This is a genomic window from Alysiella crassa DSM 2578, assembly GCF_000745955.1.
GTDB classification, from domain to species: Bacteria; Pseudomonadota; Gammaproteobacteria; order Burkholderiales; family Neisseriaceae; genus Simonsiella; species Simonsiella crassa.
In genome coordinates this window covers 16,515-40,426 of sequence record NZ_JQKH01000003.1, presented here as the reverse complement: position 1 = coordinate 40,426, position 23,912 = coordinate 16,515, and the positions used below count along the sequence as shown (strand labels likewise).

Sequence of the window (23,912 nt, the reverse complement as noted above, 5' to 3'; positions counted from 1 at the left end):
TAATTAAATTAAGGCAGCCTGAAAAGTTTCAGGCTGCCTTTTATAATTTGATTTATTGGATTGAAAAATTTAACGGCGTTCGATGTCCAAATCTTGGTCAATTTCAATCCAGCCATTGTCTTTGTCTTCAATGCTGATGCTCAATTCATGATTGCCACGGCGGAATTTCAAATCGGCATCTTCGCGGTCAATCTCTTGCTCTACCACGCGAAAACCTTTAGATTGAGCATGTCTGATGGCTTGCTTGGCTAAAGCAGGTACGCTGTTTTTGCTTTTTTGTACACGAAATTCGGCTTCGTATTCGCCATTGCCTTGCGCTTGAGATTTAATGGTTTGTGCGCCACGTGGTTTGAAAATTTCAGATGGCATGCTTGTGGCTTGCGCAGTAAAAGAAATGCCTAATACAACAGCGAAAATAGCTGTTTTAATGGTTTTCATTTGTGTATTCCAATGATGTAAAAAATAAAATTATAATGGTGTATTACGTTAAGTTCACCTCATAATCGGTAAAATACAGTTACAGAAGTGAAAATACAGCGAAGGCAGCCTGAAAAGTTTTCAGGCTGCCTTAATTCTTTTTTACTCAATTAGTTTTTGGCAACAGTTTTGCTCAACACCACGCCAATCACCAAACCAGCCACCGCAGGCAATACCCAGCCCAAACCCGATGAATAGAATGGCAAACTTGCTTTCAAAGCGGTGTCAATTTGCATTACCAAAGCATCTTCCCCACCACCCAACATACCATGTGCGGTTTTCCAACCGTCCAACAAAGCAATCGGCATGGTGCCTGCAATGGTGGTGATATACACAATTTGTTTGCCACCAAAAATATTATGCAAAAACGCCAACACAATAATTGCTACCGTCAATGGATACAACAACATCAACACAGGCACGGAAAATTTAATAATCGCGCTCAAGCCCACATTTGCCAACGCAAATGAAATCAAAGTGAAAATAATCACCCATTTGTGGTAACTCAATTTGGGAACCAAGCGTTCAAAATATTCGCCACAAGCGGTAATCAAGCCCACCGCCGTAGACAAACACGCCAAAAATACAATAATCGCCAACAATATTTTACCAAAATGACCAAAATAATGCCCTGCGCTTTTAGACAAAACCGCCGCGCCACTTTCTTGCATGCCAATGCCCACCACGCTAGTCGCGCCCATATAGCCAATGAAAATATACACCAAAGCCAAAAAACCAGCCGCCACCAAACCTGCACGTGTAATCAAACTCAACATGGGTTTGTATTCGGTTACGCCCATATCACGAATCGCGTTAATCACAATAATCACAAACACCAGCGAAGCCAATGCATCCATCGTGCCATAGCCTTCAATCATGCCTTTGGCGAATGCACCTGTTTGATAGGTTTCAGTGGGGGCTTGTGGTGCGCCCATTGGTGAAATGGCGGCGGTAATCACCAAAATCGCGATCACAATCAGCAATACAGGCGTTAAAATTTTACCAATCCTGTCCACCAATTTACCAGGCGAAACACTCAACCAGTATGCACAAGCAAAGAAAAATACGCAAAACCCAAACAAAGCCGTACTTTTCAGGCTGTCTGAAACATTGTCGCCCAAAAATGGCATCACGCCAATTTCAAACGACACCGTTGCCGTGCGCGGCGTGGCAAACAAAGGGCCAATCGCCAAATACAACGCCACCGAAAAGGCTATGCCATACCATTTTGCCACACGTCCAGCCAATTCTTGCAAATCGCGTGAACCCGAATAGCCCACCGCAATCACGCCCAGCAAAGGCAAACCCGCCCCTGTAATCAAAAAGCCCAACATGGTTTCCCAAATGTTTGTGCCAGCTTGTTGCCCCATGCCAGCAGGGAAAATCAAATTGCCCGCACCAAAAAACAGCGCAAACAACATCAAACCCGTAGCAACAAAGGCTGATTTGTTCTGATTGTTCATAGTATTTCTACCTGTAAAAATGTGTTGTTGTGGAGCGCGGCGGTGTTCAGGCTGCCTGTTTGTATGGCAAATATTTATGCCATATTGAGGCAGCCTGAAAACCACCACGTTATTCTAATTGGCAAAATATATCAGAGTTTGTAAATTTTGTGCAATATTTGTAAACCAGCGCACAAGTATAAGCAAAAAGATTTATTCATGATAAAGCGAGAATCTATTATAATTTGCGCTATTTTTTCATTTTCAGGCAGCCTTTTGGTACACGATAATTTTAATTTTACCAACCATCTGTCCCCTCCCCCACCAACGTGTGTGGGGACAGATTTCAGGTAATATCTAAAGATTTGTATCGTTTACTGTAAGGCAGCCTGAAAATTCACCCACACACAAAGATTTCATCATGGCAAGAAAACCCAAAATCCAAATGCTTCCCCACGAATTCCGCGCCAGCACATCATTGGCGGGGGTGTACGCGCTGCGAATGTTGGGCATGTTTCTCGTATTGCCCGTGTTGGCATTGCACGCCAAAGAGCTGGCGGCGCATTTACCCGCGTACGAACAATTGCAAATGGTTGGCTTGGCAATGGCAATTTATGGCTTAACGCAAGCCTTGTTGCAACTGCCTTTGGGCATATTGTCCGATAAAATTGGGCGCAAAAAAGTGATTTATTTGGGCATGGCTGTGTTTGCAGGGGGCAGTTTTTTGGCGGCGGTTGCCAATAGTGTGGAAATGCTGGTGTTGGCGCGGGCGATTCAGGGGGCGGGCGCAGTGAGCGCGGCGGTAACGGCGTTGCTTGCCGATTTGACGCGTGAAGAAGTGCGGACACGCGCTATGTCTATGATAGGTTTGAGTATTGGTTTGACGTTTTCCATCAGTTTGGTTTTATCGCCAATTTTAACGCGTTGGGTGGGCGTGAACGGTTTGTTTGCGATGATGGGGGTGTTGAGCGCGGCGAGTTTGGCGTTGGTGGCATTTTATACGCCCAATCCGACACAATCGCGTTTGCACCAAGACGCGCAAGCGCAAACGGGGCGCATGGGTGAAGTGTTGCGTAATACACAATTATTGCGTTTGAATTTTGGTATTTTTACTTTGCAAGCTGGACTAATGGCGATTTTCACCGCCCTACCCTTTGCGCTGCAACAATTGGGTTGGGAAAAAACAACACATTGGCAAGTGTATTTGCCAGCGACTGTGATTGGTTTGGTGTTGATGATTCCTGCGATTATTGTTGGCGAAACGCGCAATAAATTGAAACAGGTGTTTGTATTGGGGATTGCGCTGGTGTTGCTTGCCCAATTTGCTTTGATTTTTAGTTTGCATTCTATTTGGGCGATTGGTGTGGCTTTGATTGTTTATTTTATTGGTTTCAATATTTTAGAAGCCAGTATTCCATCGCTGGTGTCTAAAATTGCACCATCTGATTTGAAAGGCACGGCGATGGGGGTGTACAACACTTTGCAATCCGTTGGTGTGTTTACGGGCGGCATAATCGGCAGCAAAATGTATGCGCTGTATGGGTTTACAGGGGTGTTTGGTTTTTGTTGCGTGATGATAGGCGCGTGGTTGCTGCTTGCCATCACCGCGCCCGCACCGAAACCTGTGAAAAACGTGATTTTCGCCTTGCCCGAAATGTGGCACAATCGTTTGGACGAGCTTTCAGGCAGCCTGAAACAGGTGGAGGGCGTGGAAGCAGTTAGTTTTAGTGATGACAAAAATAATTTGTTTATCAAAGCCTTACAACACGGTTTTGATGAAGAACAAGTGAAACAAATTTTAACAGGAGTGTAAGCTATGTCTTTGAATAAAGTAATGTTAATTGGGCGTTTGGGGCGCGACCCCGAAGTGCGCTATTTGCCCAGTGGCGACGCGGTGTGCAATTTTTCCATCGCCACATCAGAAAGTTGGAATGATAAAAAAACAGGCAATAAGGTAGAACGCACGGAATGGCACAATATTTCCATGTTTGGGCGTTTAGCGGAAATTGCGGGGCAGTATTTGAAAAAAGGCAGTTTGGTGTATATTGAAGGGCGCATTGAATCGCGCAAATACACCGACCGCGACAATATTGAACGCACCGCTTATGAAATTAAAGCCAGCGAAATGAAAATGTTGGGCAGCAAAAACGACAATGCCAGCAATTCATCAGGCTGGGACGATGACAACGGCAGCAATTACGCCCCCGCCGCGCCACGCCAAGCAGCCGCGCCGCAACATTCATCTTACGCCGATTATGACAACACGCCATCTGCGCCCCCAGCCGCGCCGCAACAACGCAAAGCCCCTGTTGCCCCCGCCGCGCCTGTGGAAGATATGGACGATGATATTCCGTTTTAATTTTGTAACATATAGTGAATTCAATTTAAACCAGTACCGCGTTGATTGAATCCACTATAATTATTGCCCCAAAATAAAGGCAGCCTGAAAACCATAATTCATGTTTTCAGGCTGCCTGATTATTTATTCAATCAAAATATTAGCGGCGGCGAACAATCTGCCAAGCGCGTGGAATGTAAGTCAAACTCGCAAAACCACTCCACACATGCACCATGCGCGTAAATGGAAAAATCGCAAAAAAACTCATGCCCATAAAAATGTGTAATTTAAACAAGAGATTCACATCAGTAATGTAGTCGGCGGCTGCACCACGGAAGGTAACAATGTGTTGCGCCCATGCCATGAATTTGGTCATTTCGTGTCCATCGGTGTGTCCTGCACTCACAAAAATGGTCATCAAACCCAATCCCAATGTGATGGCAATCCAAATCAACACCAATTTATCGCGCCAAGTGCTGTTTGTGTTGATGCGGTCAATCAGGAAACGGCGTTTAATCAGCAACACCAAACCATACATCGCCAATAAACCAAAAATCCCACCCATTACCATCGCAAAAATCTGTTTTGCACCATGTGAAATCCCCAATGCGTCCCAAAACCACAAAGGTGTGAGCAAACCCACCAAATGCCCAAAAAACACCGCCAAAATCCCAATATGAAAGCAAATATTACCGCGTCTTAAATCGCCCTCATACAAAATTTGACTGGACTCGCTTTTCCATGAATATTGTTCACGTTCAAAACGGAACAAGCTCCCAAAAAAGAAAATCGCCAAACAAATATAGGGATAAATGCCAAAGAAAAAATGATGTAATGTATTCATGATGTTGCTCCTTCGCGTACAGTTTGAAAACTGCCTTTCGGATAAAACTGTACTGTTTCAATACTGGGTTTTAACAAAGGTTCAGTGCCTGAAAAATCGGGCCCAAAGGTTTCCATTGCTTCGTCCATGTCGCGTACGGGCGGCTCAATCAAGGGCTGGGGGGCAACAGGACTTAACGCCACCACCGCATTCAATAAAACGGCATATGGCGATTGGCTTTGTGCCAATTTTTTCGCAATATGGTCAATCACATGAACCGCATCACCCAATAATTTCTGTGCATTTTCGGCTGGAATGTGTGCGAAAAATTCCAATAAAGCAGGCAAATAATCAGGCAATTCATCATCACCCAATTCAAAACCGTATTTGCGATATTCTTCCAACAAATCCACCATGGCACTGCCACGGTCGCGGTCTTCACCGTAAACGTGTTCAAAAATATACAGCGCGTGATGGCGATTACGGTCAAAAGTGGCAACATAGTTTTCTTGCAATTCGCGCAAACTGCCCTCGCCCAAATAATTCAAAAAGCCTTGCAAACCATCGCGTTGTTCCGCCAACAGTTCATGATTGTTTAAGGCAGCCTGAAATTCGGGCAATGCCGCAATTAACTCCGCTTCGGGATAGCACAACAATGCAGAAAACCACTTGTAAACCAAGTTGTTATCCATAATTAACGTGCTCCTTTTTCGCGGTTTTCCTCACGGTCTTTGCGTAAACCATGGAACACAATGGGCGTACCTTTGCGTTTACCAAACAAACTTTCTTCGCTGGAACCGCCCGAACAGCCATTGCCAAACGTGAAACCACAGCTTGCTTTGTCTTCAAACGTGTTTTCCACCAATTCTTTGTGTGAACTTGGAATCACAAAGCGGTCTTCATAATTGGCGATTGCCATGATTTGATACATTTCTTCCACTTGTGCCGCAGTTAAACCTGTGCCGTCTAAAGTTTGTTCCAAAGTTTCACCGTGTACCACTTGACCGCGCTTGAATCTACGCATGGCAATCATGCGTTCCAAAGCCTCTTTAATCGGTTCAATTTTGCCTGCTGTCAATAAATTCGCCAAATAGCGCAAGGGGATACGCATTTCATCTACGCTTGGAATAATGCCGTTTTCACCCACCAAACCATTTTCAATCGCAGATTGAATGGGCGACAAAGGCGGTACATACCAAACCATAGGTAAGGTGCGGTATTCTGGGTGCAATGGGAACGCGATTTTCCATTCCATCGCCATTTTATACACGGGCGAATTTTGAGCGGCATCCAACCATTGTTGGCTAATACCTTGTTTCAATGCTTCTTTTTGAATTTCTGGGTCGTGTGGATTCAAGAAAATGTCCAATTGAGATTGATACAAATCTTGTGGATTTTCCACGCTGGCGGCTTGTTCAATTTTGTCCGCGTCATACAACAACACACCTAAGTAGCGAATGCGTCCCACACAGGTTTCCGAACACACAGTCGGCTGACCGCCTTCAATGCGCGGATAGCAGAATGTGCATTTTTCGGCTTTACCGCTTGTCCAGTTATAGTAGATTTTTTTGTAAGGACAGCCTGAAACGCACATGCGCCAACCACGACATTTGTCTTGGTCAATCAAGACAATACCATCATCTTCGCGTTTATAAATGCTGCCAGATGGACAAGAAGCCACACAAGTCGGATTCAAACAATGTTCACACAATCTGGGCAAATACATCATAAAAGTTTGCTCAAACGCTGCGTGCATTTCCTTTTGAATGCCTTCAAATAAAACGTCTTTGGCGCGTTTTTCAAATTCGCCTGCCAAATCGTCTTCCCAGTTTGGACCCCACTCAATTTTGTCCATTTTTTTGCCTGTTAATACCGATACAGGACGCGCAGTTGGGGGGGTGGACATTTTGGGTGCATTTTGCAAATGCTCGTAATCATAAGTGAACGGCTCGTAATAATCGTCAATTTTCGGCATATTTGGGTTGGCGAAAATATTAGACAAAATTTTCAATTTGCCGCCTTGTTTGGGGACAAGTTTGCCATCGGGTTTGCGTACCCAGCCACCTTGCCATTTTTCTTGGTCTTCCCAATTTTTTGGGAAACCGATACCAGGTTTGGTTTCCACATTATTGAACCAAGCGTATTCCACACCATCGCGTGAAGTCCATACGTTTTTGCAGGTAACAGAGCAGGTGTGGCAACCAATACATTTATCTAAATTCAGCACCATGCCGATTTGGGCTCGGATTTTCATGTTTTGTGTTCCTTGAAATTTTTATTTTAGGGAAATGCGTTTTCAGACTGCCGATTCGGTTTTTCGCCTTTTCAGGCAGCCTGAAAAGCATTTCTTTCCATATTATTTAACGGGTTCGTCTTTCCATTCTACTTTATCCATTTTACGGATAATGACCCATTCATCACGATTTGAACCCACTGTCCCATAGTAATTGAAACCATAGGCTTGTTGCGCATAGCCGCCAATCATGTGCGTGGGTTTCAACACCGTGCGCGTTACCGAATTGTGAATACCACCGCGTTTGCCTGATACTTCTGCTGCTGGCGTGTTCACAATTTTTTCTTGCGCGTGGTACATCAAAATCATGGTTTCAGGAATACGCTGGCTGACAATCACACGGCATGCAATCGTACCATTGGCGTTAAACACTTCTACCCAATCATTGTCCACAATACCTGCTTTTTTCGCGTCAATTTCGCTAATCCAAACGTGTGGTCCACCGCGAGACAAAGTGAGCATACGCAAATTGTCCGAATAAGTGGAGTGAATGCCCCATTTTTGGTGTGGCGTTAAGAAATTCAAGGTAATTTCTTTATTGCCATTGGGGTGTTTGCCCAATAATTTGGCGGTGGTTTTGAAATCAACCGCAGGTTTGTAAACACAAAAGCCCTCACCAAAATCACGCATCCATTTATGGTCTTGGTAAAATTGCTGACGACCTGTGATGGTGCGCCAAGGGATTAATTCATGTACATTGGTATAACCTGCGTTGTAGCATACTTCTTCACTTTCCACGCCCGACCAAATGGGCGATGACACAATTTTGCGTGGTTGTGCTTGAATGTCGCGGAAACGAATTTGTGTGTGTTCGCTGGCGGCAATCAAATGGGTGTGGTCGCGTCCTGTGGCTTTGCCCAAAGACTGCCACGCTTTCATGGCAACATGTCCATTGGTTTCAGGCGCAAGTGTCAAAATCATTTCTGCCGCGTCAATCGCTGTTTCAATTTTTGGCTGACCTTGACCTGCACCAGTCGCCTGAACACCATTTAATTTACGCAAAAATTCTACTTCGTGTTTGGTATCCCAAGTCAAACCTTTACCGTTATTGTTGATTTTTTCTAATAAAGGTCCAACGGATGTGAATTTTTCATAAATTGCACCATAATCGCGTTCCACAACCGTCATCATGGGCATGGTTTTACCAGGAATAGGGTCGCATTCACCCAATTTCCAGTCTTTCGGGTCAAATGCTTGCCCCATTTCCTGTGGGCTATCGTGCATCAGTGGGGTTAAAACAATGTCTTTGCGTACGCCCAAATAATCTTTGGCGGTTTCACTGAATTTTTTGGCTAAACCTTTGTAAATTTCCCAGTCGGTTTTGCTTTGCCATAATGGGTTTACTGCTTCCGATAAGGGGTGAATAAACGGGTGCATATCAGACGTATTCAAATCGTCTTTTTCGTACCAAGTGGCGGTCGGCAACACAATATCGCCATATAAACAAGTCGTAGACATGCGGAAATCCAATACCGTCAGCAAATCCAGTTTGCCTTCAACAGCAGGGCGAACTTTGATTTCAGTCGGTTTGATGCAATCTTCTTCATCGCTCATTACCGCGTTTTGCGTACCCAATAAATATTTCAAGAAATATTCATGCCCCTTACCAGACGAACCCAAAATATTAGACCGCCACACAAATAAATTGCGTGGGAAATTTTGCGGATTGTCGGGGTCGTTACACGCCATGTCCAAGCTGCCATTTTTCAATTTTTCAACGGTGTACTGCACGGGGTCTTGACCTGCTGATTCGGCTTGTGCCACCAAATCCAATGGATTGGTGGATAATTGTGGCGCAGATGGCAACCAACCCATGCGTTCGGCTTTGGCGTTGTAATCAATCATGGACATTTTTGCCAAACCGCCATCGGCTGTGGGCGCAAGAATTTCGTTTACGCCCAATTTTTCGTGTCGCCATTGGCTTGTGTGGGCGTAGAAAAACGATGTACCGTTCATTTGACGCGCTGGGCGGTGCCAGTCCAAAGCAAATGTCAGAGGCGTCCAACCCGATTGTGGGCGCAATTTCTCTTGTCCCACATAATGACACCAACCACCACCTGATTTGCCAATACAACCACACATCATCAACATATTGATGATGCCGCGATATGCCATATCCATGTGATACCAGTGGTTCAAGCCCGCACCCACAATCACCATGCTGCGACCTTCGGTGTCATGTGCATTTTGGGCAAATTCACGCGCCACGCGAATCACCATTTCAGGCTGCACCCCTGTGTGTTTTTCCTGCCAAGCGGGGGTATAAGGTTTGTCATCAAAATAATCTTGGGCGCAATTTTCATCATTTAAACCATGTTCTACGCCATAGTTTGCCAACATTAAATCAAATACGGTTGCCACCAAAGCGGTTTCACCGTCTGCTAATTGAACTTTTTTGACGGGGACTTTACGATGAATCAATTCATCATGTTCGCCACCAAAATAGGCAAAACCAACTTGAACCACATCGTCAGCCAAATTTTTTAAACTCAAAGCAGCCTGAATTTCTTCGCCTTGTGCTTTGGTTTCTAAATTCCATTTTTGGCTACCGTCCCAACGGAAACCAATTGAACCATTGGGTACAATTAATTTGCCTGAACGTTCATCAATCGCCAAGACTTTCCAATCGGGATTTTTCTCTTCGTTAAAATGATTGTCTAACTGTGAAGCACGTAAAAAATATTCAGGAATGTATTGACCGTCTTTTTCTTGTAAACGTACTAACACAGGCATATCAGTCAAACGGCGAATGTAGTCCGTGAAATAAGCTGACGGCTTATCTACATGAAATTCTTTCAAAATCACATGACCCATTGCCATCGCCAAAGCCGCATCTGTGCCTTGTTTGGGTGCGAGCCAAATGTCGCCAAACTTTGCCATTTCGCCAAAATCGGAAGACACGGCTACAGTTTTCGTGCCTTTGTAGCGTACTTCGGTGTAGAAATGTGCGTCTGGGGTGCGTGTTAAAGGGACATTTGAACCCCAAACCATTAAATAATTGGCGTTATACCAATCGGCAGATTCGGCAACGTCTGTTTGTTCGCCCCAAATTTGTGGCGAAGCAGGTGGCAAATCGCAATACCAGTCGTAGAACGACAATGGCACACCCCCCAATAAACCCAAATAACGCGCACCCGCCGCATAGCTCACCATAGACATGGCTGGAATAGGGGAGAAACCAATCACGCGGTCAGGACCATAATTTTTAATGGTATAGGCGTTGGCGGCGGCAATCATTTCATAGGCTTCGTCCCAAGTGGAGCGCACAAATCCACCTAAACCGCGTTGAGATTTATACTTTTTGGCGCGTTCAGGGTCGGTGGTGATGGTTTCCCATGCTTGAATAGCAGATTGAGTTTTGCGTAATTCGCGCCACATTTCAGCCAAAACACCGCGCATCATCGGATATTTCACGCGCTGTGCTGAATACACATACCAGCTATAAGACGCACCACGCGGACAACCACGCGGTTCGTGATTCGGCAAATCAGGGCGCGTGCGCGGATAATCGGTTTGTTGGGTTTCCCAAGTAATCAAACCGTTTTTCACATACACTTTCCAACTGCACGAACCCGTACAGTTTACGCCGTGTGTGGAGCGGACAATTTTGTCGTGCTGCCAACGGCTGCGATAGGCTTGTTCCCAGCCTCGGTCTTCGGTGGTCAAAACACCGTGTCCGTTAGAAAACGGTTCGCGTTTTTGCTTGAAGAAAGTCAGTCTGTCTAAAAAGTGGCTCATGGTTGTTCCTCGTTGCATCGGGATTATTTTTGTCTGTTTCAGGCTGCCTTTGGCGATACGGTAAATGGTGGCAATATCCAGCCTACTGTGTTCACAAAAGGCAGCCTGAAAAACCTGTTTGCTTATGTGGCAGAATAAGCGATTTAATCGGCAAACTAAATTCACTAAAGGCACAGAGAAATGAGACGGAATAAGGGGGGCTTCTAGTTCTTTAGATGTAGGGGCTAAAATGATTTTGTTTAATGGTAAAATGCGGCACCATCATGACCCATTATTTTTCAGGCAGCCTGAAAGAAAGTTCACACCAAAATGACACAATTATTCAAACCCGCTCCAGACTACGACACCAAAATCCTGCTCCATCGCGGCGTGGCAGGCAATATTGTGAAATGGAACGCCGAACGCGGTTTTGGTTTTATCAAAACGGCGGCGTTGGAAGAAGAAATCTTTTTTCATGCCAACAATTTAGTTGCCAAACAGCAACGCGCCCCACGCAAAAACGAAGCCATCACCGTGTACGCCAAATACGATGAAACCCAAAAATGCTGGACTGCCACGCAAGTTACCTCCGCCGAACGCGCCGAAATCGCCGATGCTTATTTGGCGCAAGAACAAGCCCTACTCCGCCCGATGAAAGACAAATTGATGTGGGCGGTGCCCTTGGTGTGTGTTTGGTTGATTTTATTGATGATTTTGGCGTGGCAGTTGGCGGCGATTTCCGCTTTGGTTTCGGGCGTGGCGATGATTTTGTATGCGTGGGACAAGCATTGCGCTTTGCACGCACGCAGCCGTGTGCCTGAAAATTCGCTGCACGCGGTGGCTTTGTTGGGCGGTTGGGCTGGGGCGTTGGTGGCACGGTATCTGTTTCGCCATAAAACGCAGAAACAGCCGTTTGTTGGGATTTTTTGGGGGACGGTGGTGTTGAATGTGGTATTGGTGGGGTATTTGATTTTTTCAGGCAGCTTGAAATAAAAATAAAGGAAAAATCATGCAATACAACCCCGATTTTTTGAACCCACGCCCCATTTTCAACGTACAAGAACACGCTCATTTGGCTGCGTTAAGTCAAAATTTACCGCTCTCTATTTTGTTGTCATCGCCGCGCAATATGGAAGAAATCGGCATTGATTTTGTGCATATTTTTGCAGGACAGCTACAAAGCCTATTCAGACGGCATTTTGGCATATTATGAAACAGGCGAACTTGCTTTATCGCGTGAATACTTTATTCATGCTTATGAACAAACCATGCAAAAATACGCGCCCAAACCTGACCCTGAATTTTCGCGGTAATTTTCAGGCAGCCTGAAAGAAAAATCATGAAAAAATACTTACATTCCCTGTTGGCATTTTTTGCGAAAAATAAGTCAATCTCCCATGCTATGCCTATTGATAGGCAGCCTGATACACCGATTGCATTTGGATTTAAAACCGATTGGTTGGCAATTAAATCAGATTCACCCAAAGCCGTATTGGCAAAATTGCCGCTTAAAAATGTGCAAATTGCCAACTGGCAAAGCGGTTTCCAAGCGATTGGAGAAACCGATTACAAAAGCAGCCTGCAACCCGTTTTTGTTTCACCCAGCATTCGCGGTTGGGTGTTTGTTGTCAGCTATTTATCATTGCCAACGCCCACCCAAACAGAATCGTTCCATGCTTTAATGCAACCATTGTTAGATGAATTTCAAACAGTACAATACTTTGGCACATATCGCGTAAGCGATTATATTGCGTGGGCAAAAGCAGAAAATGGACAATGGCAACGCCGTTTTGCTACCGCAGAAGGAAGGATTTTAGAAAATTTTGGCAAACAAACTACCGAAGAAAAATCGCTTGGTTTATTAGACATAAGAACAGAAGAAGAATTGGAACAAGACGACATTTTTCAACAATGGATACAATCCTGTGATGAAGAAACACCAGCACAATTAGCCGCTTTATGGAGCGTTAATCCATTGGAATTAGAACAAATGAATTTAGTACCATCAACAGGCTGGTTAGGCTATATCCAATCTAACAACCAATAATTCATTTTCAGGCAGCCTGAAACCCCATTTATTTTTTAATTTTTTACGAGAAAAAACATGAACATCAACCAAATCATCGCCACCGAACTCAACGCCCAAGAATCCCAAATCCAAGCCGCGATTACCCTGCTGGACGAAGGCGCGACTGTCCCCTTTATCGCACGTTACCGCAAAGAAATGACGGGCGGTTTGGACGACACCCAGCTCCGCACCCTTGCCGACCGCCTGCAATATCTGCGTGAACTGCTGGAACGCAAAGCCACCGTGCTCAAAAGCATTGAAGAACAAGGCAAACTCACGCCCGAACTCGCCCAGCAAATTGAAGATTGCGACAACAAAACCGCGCTGGAAGACCTGTATTTGCCCTACAAACCCAAACGCCGCACCAAAGCCCAAATCGCCCGCGAAAACGGTTTACAGGATTTGGCGGACACGCTTTTCAGGCAGCCTGAAACCGACCCCGACACCTTCGCCCAATCATTTTTAAACGAGCAAGTGCCTGATATTAAAAGCGCATTGGACGGCGCGCGAGCCATTCTCATGGAACAATTTGCCGAAGACGCGGAACTGATTGGGCGTTTGCGCGAAAAATTGTGGCACGAAGCCGAAATCCACGCCCAAGTGATTGACGGACAACAAGAAACAGGCGAAAAATTCAAAGATTATTTTGACCACCGCGAAGCCATCGCGCGTATGCCCAGCCATCGTGCGTTGGCGATTTTGCGCGGTCGCAACGAGGGCGTTTTGCAGGCAGCCTTAAAATATCAGCCAGACGAAACGCCCATTACCGAGCAATCCGAATACGAAAAAATCATCGCGCAACACTTTGGTTTGCAAGACAAAAATCGCCCAGCCGACAAATGGTTGCGCGACACCGTGCGCCTGACTTGGCGCGCCAAAATTTTCCTGTCGCTGGAATTGGAAGCCTTTTCCAAACTCAAAGAATTGGCAGACACGGATGCGATTACCGTTTTCGCCAAAAATCTCAAAGATTTACTGCTTGCCGCGCCAGCAGGTCGTTTGCCGACTTTGGGTTTAGACCCTGGTTACCGCAATGGCGTGAAATGCGCGGTGGTCAGCGACACGGGCAAATTGCTGGATACCGTGATTGTGTATTTACATCAAGAAAACAATATGTTGCAAACCTTGTCTGCCCTGATTAAAAAGCACAGCGTGAAACTCATCGCCATCGGCAACGGCACAGCCAGCCGCGAAACCGATAAAGTGGCAGGCGAATTGTTAAAACTGTTGCCGAACATGGGCTTGCACAAAATTGTGGTGTCGGAGGCAGGCGCGTCCATTTATTCCGCATCCGAGCTGGCGGCGGCGGAGTTCCCCGATTTGGACGTGAGTTTGCGTGGCGCGGTGTCCATTGCGCGGCGTTTGCAAGACCCGCTTGCCGAGCTGGTCAAAATTGACCCCAAATCCATAGGCGTGGGGCAATATCAGCACGATGTGAATCAAAGCGCATTGGCAAAATCGCTGGACGCGGTGGTCGAAGATTGCGTGAACGCGGTGGGTGTGGACGTGAACACGGCTTCCGCGCCTTTATTGGCAAGAATTTCTGGTTTAAATCAAACTCTTGCGAAAAATATTGTCGCTTATCGTGATGAACATGGCGCATTTCCCAATCGCAAAACCTTGTTGAAAGTGCCGCGTTTGGGCGAAAAAACCTTTGAACAAGCGGCAGGTTTCTTGCGCGTTTTGGGCGGCACCGAGCCTTTGGACGCGAGTGCGGTTCACCCCGAAGCCTATCCTGTTGTCGCCAAAATGTTGGCAAAACAAGGTGTTACCGCCCAAGAATTGATTGGCAAACGCGAGCTGATTTCGCAAATCAAAGCCGTTGATTTTATTGATGAACGATTTGGCTTGCCGACCATTATGGACATTTTGGCGGAATTGGAAAAACCCAACCGAGACCCACGCGGCGAGTTCAAAATCGCCAGCTTTGCCGAAGGTGTGAATGAAATCAGTGATTTAGAAGTGGGCATGATTTTGGAAGGCGTGGTGTCCAACGTGGCGAATTTTGGTGCGTTTGTGGATATTGGCGTGCATCAAGACGGTTTGGTGCACATTTCGGCTTTGTCCAATCGGTTTGTGTCCGACCCACGCGAAGTGGTCAAGGCGGGCGATGTAGTGAAAGTGAAGGTGCTGGAAGTGGACGCGGTACGCAAGCGCATTGCGTTGAGTATGCGTTTGGACGATGATAAACCTGTTGAAAAATCAGGAGAAAAACGCGATTTCAGGCAGCCTGAAAAGTCATCGCGCCAAAATAAACCGCAAAATCAACGCGAAAAAGCCCCTACCAATTCGGCAATGGCTGATGCGTTTGCGAAGTTGAAGCGTTGATTTTTTGAAATTTCAGCAGGCAGCTTGAAACGTAAAAGGTTTTAGGCTGCTAGACATTAAAATCATGATAGGAGTTTTAAAATGTCTTTAGTATTAAATAATAATGACTCTTGGGAGTTGATGAATGAAATTTTAAATATTTTAGATTGTTCTTTTCAAGACGTTAGTCAAACAGAACCACAATTAATAGCAAATTTAGTTTGTTATTTCCCTAGTATTTTAAACAACTTTAATTTATCTCATGGGAGAGTAAAATTTGAAGTTGGTGGGATTTTTATACATCAAAAGCCTTATGTTAAAAATATCCAAAATCCTAACAATTGGACAAAAAATTATGTTGAATTGGGGGATGTATTATTGATAAATAATATTGTAGAAAATGGGGGTGTAAAACAGAGAAAAGCTCTGTTGTTACAAGCTAAAAAAGATAGTATTTTTCATAGTGCTAATTTAGTTCCAGATAATAAAGACCAATGGGATTTGTATGCAAATTGGCCTAAATTTGAATATGTAAAATCTTCAAAACAAGGATTACAGGGGCAGATTAGGTATATAGATTGTCAAGTTGAATGGGATATTTTCTCATCAGCTAAATACTTGTTTATAGATAATAATAGTTCGAACTCTTTCTATTGTAGTAATATTTTTGCTCATTTGGTAGGGGAGGCAAGTGTACCGAATTTAAGTAAGTTCAAACCTTTATTTTTTGAGTTGTACGAATTTGTGCTAGGTAATGCAGGAAAAAAATTTGATATTCAAAACATTTCTCCAAATGATATTGGGTGGAATAAAATCATTGAAGATTTAATTAATAAAATACAGTCAGTTCCTTTATCAAAGACAATTAAAAATCATGTTCCAAAAGGCGTTTCATCAACAAGAGGGCAAGGAATGTTATTTTGCACTAATCAATTACCGACATATGGCTGTGTAATTAATTCAAATTTACCTAATCTAAATAACGTTTTTCAACAAGATAGTAATATTCCACCAAATATTCCAAATGTGAATGATGATGGGGAAGCGGAAGACGGGGCTATTTCTGTAGTAGAAATTACTACAATCATTGAAAGATGATTAATTTTTCAGGCAGTCTGAAAGTACAAAAATGAACGAAACCGAAACCCACCCACTTCCCCCATTTTTGCCCGAAAACGCCAAAATCTTGATATTGGGCAGTTTTCCGCCACCCAAACACCGTTGGAAAATGGATTTTTACTACCCCAATTTCAACAACGATATGTGGCGTGTTTTTGGTTTGGTGTTTTTTGGCGATAAGGATTATTTTGTTGATTTGGCAAACAAAACCTTTCACGAACGCAAAATCCGCGATTTTCTGCACCAAAAAGGCATTGCCATTTACGACACCGCTTATCGCGTGAAACGTCTGCAAGGCAATGCTTCGGATAAATTTTTGCAAATCGTGGAAGCGGTGGATTTGACAAAACTGTTGGCGCAAATCCCATATTGCCAAACCATCATCACCACAGGCGAACTTGCCACCCAAACCCTGCTCACCCATTTCAGGCTGCCTGAAATGCTGAAAATCGGCACGCCATTCGCGTTTTCGCACAATGGGCGTGATTTGACGTTGTGGCGTATGCCGTCCACCTCACGCGCTTATCCTTTGAAATTGGAACAGAAAGCAGAAATATACCGCCCTATTTTTTCAGGCAGCCCTAAACATTAGACAAATCCGCCCCCAAATCATACAATAACCGCCTTTTAAATTAAGCAGAAAACCATGTTTCGTACCCTTTTAGGTGGCAAAATCCATCGCGCCACCGTAACCCAAGCCGATTTAAACTACGTGGGCAGCATTACCATAGACCAAGATTTGCTGGACGCAGCAGGGATTTTGGTGAACGAAAAAGTCCAAATTGTCAATAATAACAATGGCGAGCGTTTTGAAACCTACACCATTTCAGGCGAACGCGGTAGCGGCGTGATTTGCTTAAACGGCGCGGCGGCGCGTTTGGTGCAAGCAGGGGATATTGTGATTATTATGTCCTATGTGATGTTGTCCGAGCCTGAAATCGCTGCACATCAGCCCAAAGTGGTACTGGTGGACGAGCGCAATCACATCCGCGACATTATCCATTACGAACCAGCCCACACGATTTTGTGATTGAATGCCCATAGGCGTGTAGAATATCGGTTTTACACGCCATTTTTGTTTTTCAGGCAGCCTGAAAGAAAGACAATATCATGATTTCCAAAAAAGAATATTTAGAACTCGCCCACGCGGGCTACAACCGCATTCCCCTTGTGCAAGAAGTGCTGGCGGATTTGGATACGCCACTTTCCATTTATTTAAAACTGGCAAATCAACCATTTAGCTATTTGCTGGAATCGGTGGTGGGTGGCGAGCGTTTTGGTCGCTATTCATTTATCGGTTTGCCGTGCCACACTTATTTGAAAGTGTCGGGCGAAACCACCGAAGTGTATCAAAATCATCAGCTTACCCAAACGCATACAGGCAATCCGCTCCCCTTTATTGAGCAATTTCACGCGCAATTCAACACGCCTGAAATCCCCAAATTGCCGCGTTTCACAGGCGGTTTGGTGGGCTATTTTGGCTATGAAACGATTTATTATTTTGAACACATCAAACATCGCCTGAAAAATCCGCCCAAAAACAACCCTTTGAATACGCCTGATATTTTGCTGATGTTGTCGCAAGAGCTGGCGGTGATTGACAATTTATCGGGCAAAATTTATTTGATTGTTTATGCCGACCCTGCTAATCCGCAAGGCTATGAATTGGCACAAGAAAAATTGGCAAACTTGCGCGACAAATTGCGCCAAAGCGTTGAAATTCCTTTGAGTTTGGGCAGCGCAACCACGCAGCCTGAACACAGCACAGGCGAAACCGCATTCAAATCGTACGTTCGCCAAATTCGTGAATACATTTTGAATGGCGATTGCATGCAGGTTGTGCCAGCGCAGGGCATGAAATTGCCTTTCAAAGACAATCCTTTGCATTTGTATCGTGCGTTGCGAACGCTCAATCCGTCTCCATATTTGTTTTATTATGATTTTGGCGATTTTCACATTGTGGGTTCATCGCCTGAAATTTTGGTGCGCCGTGAACGCGATAAGGTGGTGGTGCGTCCGATTGCTGGCACACGTTTGCGCGGCGCAACGCCAGAGCAAGACGCTGAAAATGCACGCGATTTGCTCAATGACCCCAAAGAAATTGCCGAACACACCATGTTGATTGATTTGGGACGCAACGATGTGGGGCGCATTAGCGAGATTGGCTCGGTGGTGGTTACCGATAAAATGGTCATTGAGAAGTATTCGCATGTTATGCACATCGTGTCCAATGTGGAAGGCAGCCTGAAACAGGGCGTGAGCAATATGGACATTTTGGCGGCAACTTTTCCTGCTGGCACGCTGTCGGGTGCGCCCAAAGTGCGCGCTTTGGAGATTATTGAGGAGTTGGAAACGGAAAAACGCAATATTTTCGGTGGCGCGGTGGGCGTGTGGGGCTTTAATCAGGACATGGATTTGGCGATTGCGATTCGCACGGCAATCATTCAAGATGATGTTTTGTATGTAAAAAGCGGTGCTGGCATTGTTGCCGATAGCGTGGAAGAAAGCGAGTGGCAGGAAACGCAAAACAAAGCCCGTGCGGTATTGCGAGCGGCACAAATGGTGCAGGAAGGCTTGGACAGTTAATGTTTTTTTGATATTTGTGAATGGCATTGCCGTCCGCTAGGATTTTGCCGTCCGCTAGGACTTTCAGGCTGCCTGAAAGCTTAAAATCATGGAAAAATATCCTTATTGGCGCGTTTTGATTGGTTTTCCTTTGGTAACGCAATTGTTGGTGGCATTATTATTGTTCATCTTTGTTACAGATTTGTCTCGCCAGCAAGCCAATGATATTCATATCATTTTTTTCATCAATGTTTACGCAGCAATCTTGGCAACCACGCCCACTTTTTTATTGGCAATGGTGTGTTGTTTGGCGCATTTTTGGCGCGACACACCTATGGTTTGGCAAAAAATGGCGGCAATCATGTTTGGGATTGTGTTTGTTTACGCTTTGGTTTTGATGGCTTGGCGAGATATAACGATTTGGCATGAAGTGCCATTCAGCATGGCGATAGGTAGCGGCTTGGTCGCGGCAATTTATGCGGCGGTGGTGTTGCGTTGGATTTTGCCGAAAAGTCATATTGCCGTCCGTCAGATGTAAGCGTTTTATGTAAAAATCGGTGCGCACAGCGCCCCCTGCATTTCAGGCAGCCTGAAAAGGATTAAACCATGCGAATTATCCTGTTTTTACTGTTGTCCATTTTGTGGTTTTGGTGGGTGTATGGGCTGACTTTGGCGTTGGCGGGCGCGTTCAAAACGGGCGTGGCACGCACACCCATCGCCCAATATTCACGCCAAAATCAACCGCTAAAATTCGCGCTGACGGTGTTGGTGCAAGCGATTTTTTGGGTGGGATTGGTGTTTTGGTGGCTGAATGGTTTGTGGAATTTTTTGATTAAATTGTTTGATTGATTGGCAAAATATTTTTCAGGCAGCCTTTTAGTACACGAAAAAAATCTTTGGATTGCCTGAAACCTGTCCCCTCTCCCGCTTGCGGGGGAGGGTTAGGGTGGGGGTGACTCGTTGATTTACAAAAATATTGATTTATTTCCACAAATTTTCCCCCACCCTAGCCCTCCCCCGTTGGAGACGGGGGAGGGGACAGATTGGCGTAAATCCCAAAAATTGTCGTGTACTGAAAGGCAGCCTGAAAATCTCAAAAAACAAGGAAAAATAAAACATGACAAAACCCCATTCTCTGCTCCCTCAAACCCCTTGGCAAGCCAAATCGCGTTGGTCGTTTGAGCGACAATCTTTGACTGTACTATTGATTGGTTTGACGTTTTGCGGTTTGGGTGAAGCGATGTTGGTGCTGGCAAATTTGGGGGCTGCGCCGTGGGTGGTGTTTGCGCAAGGTTTGGCGAAACTGCTGGATTTGAATATCGGTATCACGACTTTGATGATTAGCGCGGTGGTGATGTTGCTGTGGATACCTTTGCATTTGCGCGTGGGTTTGGGGACGTTGACGAATATTGCGGTGATTGCGCTGGTGTTGGGGTTCGTGGTGGCATTTGTGCCTGCGCCGAGCGCGGATAATTGGCTGTTGCGCGGATTGTTGTGCGTGGGTGGCGTGGTCGTGATTGGCGTGGCGGCGGCAGTGTATTTGACTTGCCACATGGGCGCGGGCCCGCGAGATGGCTTAATGGTCGGGCTGTGTCAGCGCACGGGTTGGCGCGTGGGCGTGGTACGCAGTTTGTTGGAAAGCACGGTGTGTTTGATTGGCTGGGCTTTGGGCGGCACGGTGGGCGTGGGGACCTTGTTGTTTGCCTTTGGCGTGGGCTGGGTGGTGCAGATGAGTTTATTGGTTTTGGCAAGATGGTTTGCAAAATGATTTTCAGGCAGCCTTTCAGTACCCTACAATTTTTGCCACCTACCTATCCCTCCTGTGGGTTAGGGAGAGGGTGAAATTGGCAATACTCAACGATTGTGGGCAATGCTTTATTTTTGTAGGGTAATGAAAGGCAGCCTGAATATTTAAATTGTTTATTTATTTAAAAATTTTGTGATGGTTTTATTGTGAATAATCCTTTGTTTAAATGGTCTTTATTGCCCCTTTGGGTGGGTTTGGCATTGCTGTTTGTGCCGTTTTTGTCCATCTGGCGCGTGGGCATGTTGAGCAGTTTTTATTTGGAAAGTATGTCGCTGCTGTTTACGCTGTTGCTGGTGATGATGACGGTGCTAATGTTTTGGCAATCCGCGCGCCACCATCACGCCCATTTTTCAGGCAGCCTGAAAGCCAATTTGCCACCTACAAGTCTCTATTTCCTTGTTTTGGCAATATTTTGGGCAATTCAAGGGCGGGCGATGGACGTACCCTATGTCGGACAAAACGATATGGTGGCGTGGACGTTTGTTGCCTACGCGCTGTTAGCATGGGCGTGTCGGCAATGGGTGGCGCGTTTTGGGCAAGAGCGCGTGGTGTCTATTTTTGCGTGGCTGATGATGGTGGCGGCTGGTTTGCAGGCTGCCGTGGCGTGGGCGCAATATACGGGCTATGCGGCTGAATTTGCTGGCTATTTAATGTATCGCAAAGGCATTATTGAAGGGCAATTGGGGCAATACAACCATTTGGGGCATTTCATGATGTGGGGGATTCTGGCGGCGGGCTATTTATGGGGTGTGCGGCGGATAAAATGGTGGTTGGCGGTGCCTGTGTTGCTGTATTTGACCGCGACAACGGGGATTATCTCATCTCGTGCGCTGATGGCGTATGTGATGGCGATGGCGATTGTGTTGCCCCTAGCACGCGTGTTTGGCGGCAAAACATTAAATCGTGTCGCAATCTGCATGGGCGTGGCGACGGCTGGCGTGATTGCATTCCAATTTGCGCTAGAACCCATCATGCAATTATTCAATGAACAAACCAATCTAAACAGCAGTTTAGAACGCTTAAGCGGACACAGCCACGAAGGTTCAGGGCGCAGCCACGAATGGCAAAAAGCATGGCAAGTCTTCCAATCCGCCCCCATCTGGGGACACGGCTGGGGCAGCTATCCCGCACAAAGTTTCCTACTCGCCCCCGATGTGTACAAAACAGGTTTTCGTTTATACGACCCCAATGTCTTGTTCACCCACAGCCACAATTCATTTTTGAATTTATTGGCGGAGATGGGTTTAGTTGGCACCCTTTTGATATTGGGTGGTTTGGCGTGGACAATTTCAGGCTGCCTGAAAACGCGCAACGCCCCCAGTTTACTCTTATTAGCATTGATGGCGGTGTCTTTAACCCACAGCGTGTTGGAATATCCGCTTTGGTATATTTATTTTTTAACCATTTTTGCCCTATTCCCCAGTTTCATGACCACAGGTTTAGACTACCCTGAAACAGAAACCGACACCACCAGCCAAACCCTTTCAGGCAGCCTGAAAATCAATTGGTATGGCGTGGTGATGGGCTTTTGCGCCTTAATTATGGCGTTGGGGATAGTGCGTTTGGCGTTTGTGTACAACGATTTGGTCATCGCCACCAAAAAAAATAACACCAGCAAAGAACGCGCCGAGCAAATTATGCACCTACTCATGGTCAGCAAAACCGAACCCATGCTCGCCCATTATGCTGACTTAACCCTGATTAATTTTACCCACACCAATCAAGCAGAAGTGGCAAGCTGGGCAAATCTTGCCCAACGCTCCATAGCTTTCCGCCCCTACGCCCACGCGTATAAAAACGGTTTATTACTGTATCGTCAGGGCAAAATTGACGAAGCCAAACGCTGGATGTACCAAACCTACCGTTACTATCCGCACCAAATGCCCGTGTATGGCAATGAAATCATGTTGGGCGAATATTATCCCGAATTGCGCGAACAATACACCCAACAATGCAAAGCCTACCAAGCCGCCAACAAACACGCCCCTGCTTGTGCCGAAGCCTTGCCCCCAAAAGACAAATTATTTGGCAAATCAAATCATTAAATTGTAAAGACAACTTCGCAAGTGCAAAAACGCGCAAAGGCAGCCGCCAAAAGATACAAATGTAAAGACAGAACTGTTAAGATACATATTGTTTTGATTTCATAGCTTTTCAGGCAGCCTGAAAAGCCCAAATTCACAAAGGATAAACCATGAGCCGCGTATTATTAGTAGATGATGACGACACCTTAACCGAATTACTTGCAGAATACCTGTCCGCCGAAGGTTTGGAAGTGAACCGTATGCCCGATGGCGAAAGCGGCGTAAAAGAAATTTTACACAGCGGCAATCAATACGATGTCGTGGTTTTGGATTCCATGATGCCTAAAATGGGCGGTTTGGACGTGTTGAAAACCGTACGCGCCCAAAGCAAAATTCCCATCATCATGCTGACCGCAAAAGGCGATGACATTGACCGCATCATCGGCTTGGAAATGGGCGCAGACGATTACGTCCCCAAACCTTGCCAACCACGCGAATTGTTGGCGCGTATCAACGCCATCTTGCGCCGCGCCCAACAAAATACCGACAATGCCGCAGCCACCAACAGCATTTCCGTAAGTAATGTAACCCTGTTCCCCGCCAAACGCCAAGCTTCTGTGGGCGAGACACCTTTGGAATTGACCAGCACCGAGTTTAATTTGCTGGAAGCACTGATGCGCCACGCAGGACAAGTAGTCAGCAAAGAAACCTTGTCATTAGAGGCACTTGACCGCAAATTAGCCAAATTTGACCGCAGCATTGATGTGCATATTTCCAGCATTCGCCACAAATTAGGCGACCCATCGCTGATTCAAACCGTGCGCGGTTTAGGATATTTGTTTGTGAAAAATTAATCCAATTTAAATAAACAGGCAGCCTGAAAATTCGTTTTCAGGCTGCCTTATTTGTTATAATTTCATTAAATTATTTAT

The 23,912-nt window shown here is 45.6% G+C and carries 23 protein-coding genes; 17 read left to right on the top strand and 6 right to left on the bottom strand.

Annotated features, from left to right (window positions below; all coding sequences use genetic code 11):
* Positions 1-69: 69 nt before the first annotated feature.
* Together Q338_RS00165 and brnQ are read right to left on the bottom strand one after the other, a co-directional pair.
* Positions 70-438: a hypothetical protein gene (locus Q338_RS00165; RefSeq protein ID WP_034290704.1), complete on the bottom strand. Its 369-nt coding sequence runs from the start codon at positions 436-438 to the stop codon at positions 70-72.
* Between the two features lie 149 nt (positions 439-587).
* Positions 588-1,940, bottom strand: coding sequence for a branched-chain amino acid transport system II carrier protein (gene brnQ / locus Q338_RS00160; RefSeq protein WP_034290702.1), 1,353 nt, complete (start codon positions 1,938-1,940; stop codon positions 588-590).
* Positions 1,941-1,961: 21 nt separating this feature from the next.
* Here brnQ and Q338_RS15265 point away from each other — a divergent pair, with 21 nt between their 5' ends.
* The 3 genes from Q338_RS15265 to Q338_RS00150 all read left to right on the top strand — a co-directional run bounded on the left by Q338_RS15265 (position 1,962) and on the right by Q338_RS00150 (position 4,278).
* Positions 1,962-2,084: a hypothetical protein gene (locus Q338_RS15265; RefSeq protein WP_280517487.1), complete on the top strand. Its 123-nt coding sequence runs from the start codon at positions 1,962-1,964 to the stop codon at positions 2,082-2,084.
* Positions 2,085-2,340: 256 nt separating this feature from the next.
* Positions 2,341-3,732: an MFS transporter gene (locus Q338_RS00155; RefSeq protein WP_034290700.1), complete on the top strand. Its 1,392-nt coding sequence runs from the start codon at positions 2,341-2,343 to the stop codon at positions 3,730-3,732.
* 3 nt (positions 3,733-3,735) lie between these two features.
* Positions 3,736-4,278, top strand: coding sequence for a single-stranded DNA-binding protein (locus tag Q338_RS00150; protein WP_034290697.1), 543 nt, complete (start codon positions 3,736-3,738; stop codon positions 4,276-4,278).
* Positions 4,279-4,417: 139 nt separating this feature from the next.
* Here the strand turns inward: Q338_RS00150 and narI are convergent, their stop codons facing one another.
* From narI to Q338_RS00130, 4 genes are all read right to left on the bottom strand, one after another.
* A complete protein-coding gene (narI, locus tag Q338_RS00145; protein ID WP_034290694.1) occupies positions 4,418-5,101 on the bottom strand; it encodes a respiratory nitrate reductase subunit gamma in 684 nt (227 codons plus the stop codon).
* The gene (gene narJ, locus Q338_RS00140; protein ID WP_034290691.1) at positions 5,098-5,772 is read right to left on the bottom strand and encodes a nitrate reductase molybdenum cofactor assembly chaperone; all 675 of its coding nucleotides are present in this window, start codon (positions 5,770-5,772) and stop codon (positions 5,098-5,100) included. Before narJ ends, narI begins: the two co-directional genes overlap by 4 nt.
* A 2-nt stretch (positions 5,773-5,774) precedes the next feature.
* The gene (gene narH, locus Q338_RS00135) at positions 5,775-7,334 is read right to left on the bottom strand and encodes a nitrate reductase subunit beta (protein ID WP_034290688.1); all 1,560 of its coding nucleotides are present in this window, start codon (positions 7,332-7,334) and stop codon (positions 5,775-5,777) included.
* A 102-nt stretch (positions 7,335-7,436) separates the two neighbouring features.
* Positions 7,437-11,111 carry a nitrate reductase subunit alpha gene (locus Q338_RS00130; RefSeq protein ID WP_034290685.1) on the bottom strand — a complete coding sequence of 1,225 codons (3,675 nt, stop codon included), beginning with the start codon at positions 11,109-11,111 and terminating at the stop codon, positions 7,437-7,439.
* Positions 11,112-11,123: 12 nt separating this feature from the next.
* Between Q338_RS00130 and Q338_RS15260 the strand changes: the two genes are divergently transcribed.
* From Q338_RS15260 to Q338_RS00065, 14 genes are all read left to right on the top strand, one after another.
* Positions 11,124-11,249 carry a hypothetical protein gene (locus Q338_RS15260; RefSeq protein WP_280517488.1) on the top strand — a complete coding sequence of 42 codons (126 nt, stop codon included), beginning with the start codon at positions 11,124-11,126 and terminating at the stop codon, positions 11,247-11,249.
* Between the two features lie 171 nt (positions 11,250-11,420).
* Complete coding sequence (locus Q338_RS00125; RefSeq protein ID WP_034290682.1) at positions 11,421-12,083, top strand: DUF1294 domain-containing protein; 663 nt, start codon at positions 11,421-11,423, stop codon at positions 12,081-12,083.
* Positions 12,084-12,099: 16 nt separating this feature from the next.
* Positions 12,100-12,303, top strand: a complete 204-nt coding sequence (locus Q338_RS00120) for a hypothetical protein (protein WP_034290679.1) — start codon at positions 12,100-12,102, stop codon at positions 12,301-12,303.
* A 126-nt stretch (positions 12,304-12,429) separates the two neighbouring features.
* On the top strand, positions 12,430-13,137 hold the full coding sequence (locus Q338_RS14965; RefSeq protein WP_174905286.1) for a hypothetical protein: 708 nt from the start codon (positions 12,430-12,432) through the stop codon (positions 13,135-13,137).
* Between the two features lie 57 nt (positions 13,138-13,194).
* Positions 13,195-15,486, top strand: coding sequence for a Tex family protein (locus tag Q338_RS00110; protein WP_034290676.1), 2,292 nt, complete (start codon positions 13,195-13,197; stop codon positions 15,484-15,486).
* Between the two features lie 81 nt (positions 15,487-15,567).
* Entirely contained in the window at positions 15,568-16,563 is a 996-nt protein-coding gene (locus Q338_RS00105; RefSeq protein ID WP_034290673.1) for a hypothetical protein, read from the top strand.
* Between the two features lie 31 nt (positions 16,564-16,594).
* On the top strand, positions 16,595-17,176 hold the full coding sequence (locus tag Q338_RS00100; RefSeq protein ID WP_034290670.1) for a uracil-DNA glycosylase family protein: 582 nt from the start codon (positions 16,595-16,597) through the stop codon (positions 17,174-17,176).
* A 54-nt stretch (positions 17,177-17,230) separates the two neighbouring features.
* A complete protein-coding gene (gene panD / locus Q338_RS00095) occupies positions 17,231-17,614 on the top strand; it encodes an aspartate 1-decarboxylase (RefSeq protein ID WP_034290667.1) in 384 nt (127 codons plus the stop codon).
* 80 nt (positions 17,615-17,694) lie between these two features.
* The gene (gene trpE / locus Q338_RS00090; RefSeq protein ID WP_034290664.1) at positions 17,695-19,170 is read left to right on the top strand and encodes an anthranilate synthase component I; all 1,476 of its coding nucleotides are present in this window, start codon (positions 17,695-17,697) and stop codon (positions 19,168-19,170) included.
* 88 nt (positions 19,171-19,258) lie between these two features.
* On the top strand, positions 19,259-19,687 hold the full coding sequence (locus Q338_RS00085; RefSeq protein ID WP_034290661.1) for a hypothetical protein: 429 nt from the start codon (positions 19,259-19,261) through the stop codon (positions 19,685-19,687).
* Positions 19,688-19,755: 68 nt separating this feature from the next.
* Positions 19,756-19,998: a hypothetical protein gene (locus Q338_RS00080; protein ID WP_034290658.1), complete on the top strand. Its 243-nt coding sequence runs from the start codon at positions 19,756-19,758 to the stop codon at positions 19,996-19,998.
* Between the two features lie 268 nt (positions 19,999-20,266).
* Positions 20,267-20,917: a membrane protein YczE gene (yczE, locus tag Q338_RS00075; RefSeq protein ID WP_034290655.1), complete on the top strand. Its 651-nt coding sequence runs from the start codon at positions 20,267-20,269 to the stop codon at positions 20,915-20,917.
* A gap of 197 nt (positions 20,918-21,114) precedes the next feature.
* Positions 21,115-23,001 carry a PglL family O-oligosaccharyltransferase gene (locus Q338_RS00070; protein WP_034290652.1) on the top strand — a complete coding sequence of 629 codons (1,887 nt, stop codon included), beginning with the start codon at positions 21,115-21,117 and terminating at the stop codon, positions 22,999-23,001.
* Positions 23,002-23,150: 149 nt separating this feature from the next.
* The gene (locus Q338_RS00065) at positions 23,151-23,834 is read left to right on the top strand and encodes a response regulator transcription factor (RefSeq protein ID WP_034290650.1); all 684 of its coding nucleotides are present in this window, start codon (positions 23,151-23,153) and stop codon (positions 23,832-23,834) included.
* Positions 23,835-23,912: the final 78 nt, after the last annotated feature.

Excerpts from the sequence above, each read along its gene's own strand:
- Q338_RS00150 (WP_034290697.1), top strand. The coding sequence starts at position 3,736 with ATGTCTTTGAATAAAGTAATGTTAATTGGGCGTTTGGGGCGCGACCCC.
- Q338_RS00165 (WP_034290704.1), bottom strand. The coding sequence starts at position 438 with ATGAAAACCATTAAAACAGCTATTTTCGCTGTTGTATTAGGCATTTCT.
- Q338_RS00100 (WP_034290670.1), top strand. The coding sequence starts at position 16,595 with ATGAACGAAACCGAAACCCACCCACTTCCCCCATTTTTGCCCGAAAAC.
- narJ (WP_034290691.1), bottom strand. The coding sequence starts at position 5,772 with ATGGATAACAACTTGGTTTACAAGTGGTTTTCTGCATTGTTGTGCTAT.
- Q338_RS14965 (WP_174905286.1), top strand. The coding sequence starts at position 12,430 with ATGAAAAAATACTTACATTCCCTGTTGGCATTTTTTGCGAAAAATAAG.
- narI (WP_034290694.1), bottom strand. The coding sequence starts at position 5,101 with ATGAATACATTACATCATTTTTTCTTTGGCATTTATCCCTATATTTGT.
- Q338_RS00105 (WP_034290673.1), top strand. The coding sequence starts at position 15,568 with ATGTCTTTAGTATTAAATAATAATGACTCTTGGGAGTTGATGAATGAA.
- Q338_RS00125 (WP_034290682.1), top strand. The coding sequence starts at position 11,421 with ATGACACAATTATTCAAACCCGCTCCAGACTACGACACCAAAATCCTG.
- Q338_RS00080 (WP_034290658.1), top strand. The coding sequence starts at position 19,756 with ATGCGAATTATCCTGTTTTTACTGTTGTCCATTTTGTGGTTTTGGTGG.
- trpE (WP_034290664.1), top strand. The coding sequence starts at position 17,695 with ATGATTTCCAAAAAAGAATATTTAGAACTCGCCCACGCGGGCTACAAC.
- brnQ (WP_034290702.1), bottom strand. The coding sequence starts at position 1,940 with ATGAACAATCAGAACAAATCAGCCTTTGTTGCTACGGGTTTGATGTTG.
- Q338_RS00110 (WP_034290676.1), top strand. The coding sequence starts at position 13,195 with ATGAACATCAACCAAATCATCGCCACCGAACTCAACGCCCAAGAATCC.
- Q338_RS00155 (WP_034290700.1), top strand. The coding sequence starts at position 2,341 with ATGGCAAGAAAACCCAAAATCCAAATGCTTCCCCACGAATTCCGCGCC.
- narH (WP_034290688.1), bottom strand. The coding sequence starts at position 7,334 with ATGAAAATCCGAGCCCAAATCGGCATGGTGCTGAATTTAGATAAATGT.
- Q338_RS00130 (WP_034290685.1), bottom strand. The coding sequence starts at position 11,111 with ATGAGCCACTTTTTAGACAGACTGACTTTCTTCAAGCAAAAACGCGAA.
- Q338_RS00120 (WP_034290679.1), top strand. The coding sequence starts at position 12,100 with ATGCAATACAACCCCGATTTTTTGAACCCACGCCCCATTTTCAACGTA.
- yczE (WP_034290655.1), top strand. The coding sequence starts at position 20,267 with ATGACAAAACCCCATTCTCTGCTCCCTCAAACCCCTTGGCAAGCCAAA.
- Q338_RS00065 (WP_034290650.1), top strand. The coding sequence starts at position 23,151 with ATGAGCCGCGTATTATTAGTAGATGATGACGACACCTTAACCGAATTA.
- Q338_RS00085 (WP_034290661.1), top strand. The coding sequence starts at position 19,259 with ATGGAAAAATATCCTTATTGGCGCGTTTTGATTGGTTTTCCTTTGGTA.
- panD (WP_034290667.1), top strand. The coding sequence starts at position 17,231 with ATGTTTCGTACCCTTTTAGGTGGCAAAATCCATCGCGCCACCGTAACC.